Annotated in this window: 6 protein-coding genes; all 6 read left to right on the top strand. The window is 68.5% G+C overall.

Features of this window, described 5'->3' with window-relative positions:
* Positions 1-325 (top strand): hypothetical protein (locus R6V09_RS44500; RefSeq protein WP_317887183.1); only part of this gene is annotated, 325 nt, incomplete at its 5' end.
* A gap of 230 nt (positions 326-555) precedes the next feature.
* Positions 556-876, top strand: coding sequence for a 50S ribosomal protein L21 (gene rplU, locus R6V09_RS44495; RefSeq protein ID WP_006374708.1), 321 nt, complete (start codon positions 556-558; stop codon positions 874-876).
* A 14-nt stretch (positions 877-890) separates the two neighbouring features.
* Positions 891-1,145 carry a 50S ribosomal protein L27 gene (gene rpmA / locus R6V09_RS44490; RefSeq protein ID WP_019063244.1) on the top strand — a complete coding sequence of 85 codons (255 nt, stop codon included), beginning with the start codon at positions 891-893 and terminating at the stop codon, positions 1,143-1,145.
* A gap of 151 nt (positions 1,146-1,296) precedes the next feature.
* Entirely contained in the window at positions 1,297-2,733 is a 1,437-nt protein-coding gene (gene obgE / locus R6V09_RS44485) for a GTPase ObgE (RefSeq protein ID WP_317887182.1), read from the top strand.
* 214 nt (positions 2,734-2,947) lie between these two features.
* Positions 2,948-4,498, top strand: coding sequence for an alkaline phosphatase D family protein (locus tag R6V09_RS44480; RefSeq protein ID WP_317887181.1), 1,551 nt, complete (start codon positions 2,948-2,950; stop codon positions 4,496-4,498).
* Between the two features lie 96 nt (positions 4,499-4,594).
* Positions 4,595-5,616 (top strand): hypothetical protein (locus R6V09_RS44475; protein WP_317887180.1); only part of this gene is annotated, 1,022 nt, incomplete at its 3' end.

The following is a 5,616-nucleotide window of genomic DNA, read 5'->3' as shown; positions in this document are numbered from 1 at the left end:
CCCGCGGCGTCGTGCCGTGCGCAAGGCGACCGCGCCCACCGCGTCCGAGGAGGCGGCCGTCGTGGTCGTACCGTCGACGGTGGTGGACGAGGCGCCGGCCGAGGTCGAGGCTCCGGCCAAGAAGACGGCCGCTCGCAAGGCGGCCAAGAAGGCCCCGGCGAAGAAGGCGGTCGCCAAGAAGGCGGCGGCCACCAAGACCGCGGCCAAGAAGACGGCCGCGAAGAAGACGACGGCCAAGAAGGCCGCCAAGACCACGTCGAAGAAGACCGCGGCGGCGGAGCAGACGAGCCCGTCCTCCGTCACCGCCTCCACCGACGAGGGCTGAACCCCGGGTGGGTGCGGCCGGTCCATGTGACCGGTCGCACTCCCCACCGGGCCCGGTTTGACCCGTTCGGCTGCGGCCCCGTAACCTTGACTGTCGGCGTGTCCACTGGTGACACGCCACATCCCCGTAAACCTCTTCCTCCCGGGCGTGTTCCGCCGGGAGAGGCCGTCTGCTCCGCAGGGCGGCTGGACTGCGGGGGTGCCGTCCCTGAGCTAGAGAGTGAGATCAGCGTGTACGCCATCGTGCGCAGCGGTGGTCGCCAGCACAAGGTTGCTGTCGGCGACATCGTTGAGGTTGACAAGATTTCCACTGCCAAGGTTGGCGACACGGTCGAGCTCTCGACCCTGCTCGTTGTCGACGGCGACGCTGTGACCAGCGACCCGTGGGTGCTGGCCGGCATCAAGGTCCAGGCCGAGATCGTGGACCACCACAAGGGCGTCAAGATCGACATCCTTCGGTACAAGAACAAGACCGGTTACCGCCGTCGTCAGGGCCACCGCCAGCAGTACACGGCGATCAAGGTCACTGAGATCCCCGCGGCTGCGAAGTAAGGGACTGAGGAGAGATGGCACACAAGAAGGGCGCATCGTCCACCCGGAACGGTCGCGACTCCAATGCCCAGCGGCTCGGCGTGAAGCGCTTCGGCGGTCAGGTCGTCAACGCTGGTGAGATCCTGGTCCGCCAGCGCGGCACCCACTTCCACCCCGGTTCGGGCGTCGGCCGTGGCGGCGACGACACGCTGTTCGCGCTGAACGCCGGTGCGGTGGAGTTCGGTACCCACCGTGGCCGCAAGGTCGTGAACATCGTTCCGGTCGCCTGACATATCAGGTAGCTGATTCGGGCAACTGATCGGAAGCTTTCGCGAGGCGGACCTCACTTCCCTTCCGGGAAGCGGGTCCGCCTTTCGCGTGTTGACGTAGAGACATAGCTGAACCAAGAGACATAGCTGTACGTAACTGGAGGCACATCCCATGACCACCTTCGTGGACCGCGTCGAGCTGCATGTCGCCGCGGGTAACGGAGGCCACGGCTGTGCCTCCGTCCACCGTGAGAAGTTCAAGCCGCTCGGCGGCCCGGACGGCGGCAACGGCGGAAGGGGTGGGGATGTCATCCTCATCGTCGACCAGTCCGTGACCACGCTGCTCGACTACCACCACTCCCCGCACCGCAAGGCCACCAACGGCAAGCCCGGCGAGGGCGGTAACCGCTCCGGCAAGGACGGCCAGGACCTGATCCTGCCGGTGCCGGACGGCACGGTCGTGCAGGACGGCGCGGGCAACGTCCTCGCCGACCTGGTCGGCCACGGCACCTCGTACATCGCCGCGCAGGGCGGCCGGGGCGGTCTCGGCAACGCGGCCCTGTCCTCGGCCCGCCGCAAGGCCCCCGGCTTCGCGCTGCTCGGTGTTCCCGGTGACCTCCAGGACATCGTGCTGGAGCTGAAGACGGTCGCCGACGTGGCTCTCGTGGGCTACCCGAGCGCCGGCAAGTCCTCGCTGATCTCCGTGCTCAGCGCGGCCAAGCCGAAGATCGCCGACTACCCGTTCACGACCCTGGTCCCGAACCTCGGTGTGGTGACGGCCGGCGAGACCGTCTACACGATCGCCGACGTCCCCGGACTCATCCCCGGCGCCAGCCAGGGCAAGGGCCTCGGCCTGGAGTTCCTGCGCCACGTCGAGCGGTGCAGCGTCCTCGTGCACGTCCTGGACACCGCGACGCTGGAGTCCGAGCGCGATCCGGTCTCCGACCTCGACATGATCGAGGAGGAGCTGAAGCAGTACGGCGGGCTCGGCAACCGGCCGCGCATGGTCGTCCTGAACAAGATCGACGTACCGGACGGCAAGGACCTGGCCGAGATGGTGCGCCCCGACCTGGAGGCGCGCGGCTACCGCGTCTTCGAGGTGTCGGCCGTCGCCCACACGGGACTGCGTGAACTGTCCTTCGCCATCGCGGAGTTCGTCGCCGAGTCGCGTGCCGCGAAGCCGAAGGAGGAGGCGACCCGGATCGTCATCCGCCCGAAGGCGGTCGACGACAGCGGCTTCACCGTCGTACAGGAGGAGGACGGCCTCTTCCGCGTGCGCGGCGAGAAGCCCGAACGCTGGGTGCGCCAGACCGACTTCAGCAACGACGAGGCCGTCGGCTATCTCGCCGACCGGCTCAACCGCCTCGGTGTGGAGGCGTCGTTGATGAAGGCGGGCGCCCGCTCCGGTGACGGCGTCGCGATCGGCCCCGAGGACAACGCGGTCGTCTTCGACTGGGAGCCGACCGTCATGGCCGGTGCGGAGATGCTGGGCCGGCGTGGCGAGGACCACCGGCTCGACGAGCCGCGGCCCGCGACGCAGCGACGCCGGGACAAGCAGGCCGAGCGGGACGAGGCGACGCAGGAGTTCGAGGAGTTCAAGCCCTTCTGAGCGGACGGGCGCGGCGCGCTGATCGTCCGTCAGGGGTGAAGATCGTTTTCCCGGCGTAACCGAAACTGGCTGAGACCCGTTGCTCTCGAAGCAACGGGTCTCTTGCTGTGTGCTCATTTGTCATGGACGCGATACTTACTGTTCAACAGGCGGGACTCCGCGCACTGTGAGCTTCCAAGTGACCCAAGAGGCCAACGTCGCAAGGGAGTTCACGATGACCGGAGCCGTATCACCCGATCGACGACGTTTTCTCGCGGCCGGCGCGGCGGTGCTCGGGGCCGCCGCCTCCGCGCAGTTGTGGCTGCCGACCTCCGCCCGGGCAGCCGAAACCCCGCTGCCCGACGGTGTGTTCAGCCTCGGCATCTCCTCCGGCGACCCGCTGCCCGACGGCATCGTGCTGTGGACGCGCCTCGCCCCGGACCCGCTGCACGGCGGCGGAATGCCCGATCAAGTGGTCCCCGTGGAGTGGGAGATCGCGGAGGACGCCCGTTTCAGAAAGAGCGTGCGCCGCGGAATCGCGCCCGCCCGGCCCGAGTACGGGCACAGCGTTCACGTGGATGTACGGGGACTGCGCCCGGGCCGTGACTACTGGTACCGCTTCCGCGCCGGCGGCCAGCTCTCCGCCACCGGCCGCACCCGCACCGCGCCGCACCCGGACAGCTCCCGCGGCCGGCTGCGCGTCGCGCTCGCCTCCTGCCAGAACTGGCAGAACGGCTACTTCACGCCGTACGCCGACATGCTGTCCCAGGACCCCGACTTCGTGCTCTTCGTCGGCGACTACATCTACGAGTCGGCGCCGTCGAACGCGGGGCCGCGCCGGCACGAGGGGACGGGGGAGCCGTACAGCCTGGTCCAGTACCGCAACCGGTACGCGCAGTACCGCAGCGACCCGGACCTGCTGGCGATGCACGCCAACACCCCCTGGGTGGTGACCTTCGACGACCACGAGGTGGACAACGACTGGGCGGGGGAGGTCCCGCAGGACCCCGCCCAGCAGTCGCACGACGCGTTCGTGGCGCGGCTGACGGCGGCCTTCCAGGCGTACTACGAGCACATGCCGGTGCGTGCGAGCGCCGTGCCGAACGGGCCGCACATCCAGATGTACCGGCGCCTGGAGTTCGGCCGCCTGATGCGGCTCAACGTCCTGGACACCCGGCAGTTCCGCAGCGACCAGACGACCACGCAGGCCGGCGCCGAGGACCCGTCGATGACGATGATGGGCGCCGAGCAGAAGGCGTGGCTGCTGAAGGGGCTGCGTCACTCGCCCGCCCGCTGGAACGTCGTCGCCTCACAGATCATGATGGCCGAGACGGACATCCTGCTCGGCGCGGGCAAGCAGTGGTTCTACGACGCCTGGGACGGCTACCAGGTCGAACGCAACGCCCTGCTGCGGGACTTCAAGAGCGTCCGCAACCCGGTGGTGCTCAGCGGCGACCGGCATCTCACGATGATCAGCGACCTCAAGGAGGACTTCGCCGATCCCGACTCCGATGTCGTCGGCGCCGAGTTCGTCGGTACGTCCATCTCCAGCAACGGCGACCAGGACCAGGCCGCCTTCCATGCCCAGTGGGACCCGCTGATGGCGGACAACCCGCACTGGAAGGTGATCGACGCCCACCGCGGCTACCACCTGTTCGACATCCGGCGGGACGGCATCGACGCGAAGGTGCGGGTTGTGGACACCGTCGTGAAGCCCACGGCCACGCCGAGTACGTACGCCTCACTCCGGGTGGAAGCGGGCGATCCCGGCGTCAGCGTGGTCTGAGTTTCATGAAGCCTGTGTGACCGGAGCCTGGGACTCATCTGTGTCCCAGGCTCCTCTCAGGTCAAACTCAGGAACAACTCTTACCTTCCATTAACCATGGAGACGGACTGTATTAAGAAAGCGCTGCCTGTCGGGACCCGGCTGCTGCACATCGGCCCGCACAAGACCGGGACCACCGCCATCCAGGGCGCGCTGTTCGCCGCGAAGGACACGATGCCCGAGCACGGCGTCGACTTCCCCGCGCACAGCAGACACCCGATGGAAGCGGCCCTCGCCGCCTGCGCCCGGCCCGCGATGATGGGTGACACCGCGCCCACCGACAAGCACTGGACGCGCCTCCTCGACGCCGTGCACGCCACCGGCGACCGCACCTCGGTGATCAGCAGCGAGTTCTTCGCCGACGCCGAGGACGACGAGACGATCGCCCGGATCGTGGAGCAGCTCGGCGGCGAGCGCGTGCACATCCTGATCACCCTTCGCCCGCTGGCGAAGATCATGCCCTCGCAGTGGCAGCAGTACGTGCAGAACGGCCTGCGCATGGGCTACGACAACTGGCTGGAGCACATGCTCCGCAAGGCGCCCTACGAGCAGCCCAACCCCAGTTTCTGGCGCAGGCACCGGCACGACCGGCTGGTGGAGCGGTGGACCCGGGCCGTGGGCCCCGAGCGGGTCACCGTCGTCGTGGTCGACGACAGTGACCGGGACGGACTGCTGCGCACCTTCGAGGCGCTGCTCGGGCTGCCCGCGAATCTGCTGCGGCCGGTTCCGGACGCCGCCAACCGCTCTCTTACCCTCGCCGAGACCGAAATGCTGCGAAAGCTCAATGTGGAATTCCGCGGCAATGGGCTCCCCGACGAGCTGTATTCCAAGCTCGTACGCAACGGCGCGGTCATGCATATGAAGAATTCGTGCAGCCCGACCCCGCAGGACGTGAAGATCACGACACCCCGGTGGGCCGTCGAGGCGGCGGGCGCGATCGGCGCCGAGATGGCCGACACCATCGCCGCCACGGGTGTACGGATCGTCGGCGACACCGCGCTGCTGTCGGCCGTACCGGAGGCGTCGGAGAAGGTGCCCGCGGCGCCGCGGATCGCGCCCGAGGTGGCCGCGCAGGCCCT

The sequence above is a fragment of the Streptomyces sp. W16 genome, assembly GCF_033194735.1.
GTDB lineage: Bacteria > Actinomycetota > Actinomycetes > Streptomycetales > Streptomycetaceae > Streptomyces.
This window is presented reverse-complemented; position numbering and strand designations above follow the sequence as displayed.

What these genes read in the sequence shown, in the direction of transcription:
- rpmA (WP_019063244.1), top strand. Translation starts at nt 891, where the DNA reads ATGGCACACAAGAAGGGCGCATCGTCCACCCGGAACGGTCGCGACTCC.
- obgE (WP_317887182.1), top strand. Translation starts at nt 1,297, where the DNA reads ATGACCACCTTCGTGGACCGCGTCGAGCTGCATGTCGCCGCGGGTAAC.
- R6V09_RS44480 (WP_317887181.1), top strand. Translation starts at nt 2,948, where the DNA reads ATGACCGGAGCCGTATCACCCGATCGACGACGTTTTCTCGCGGCCGGC.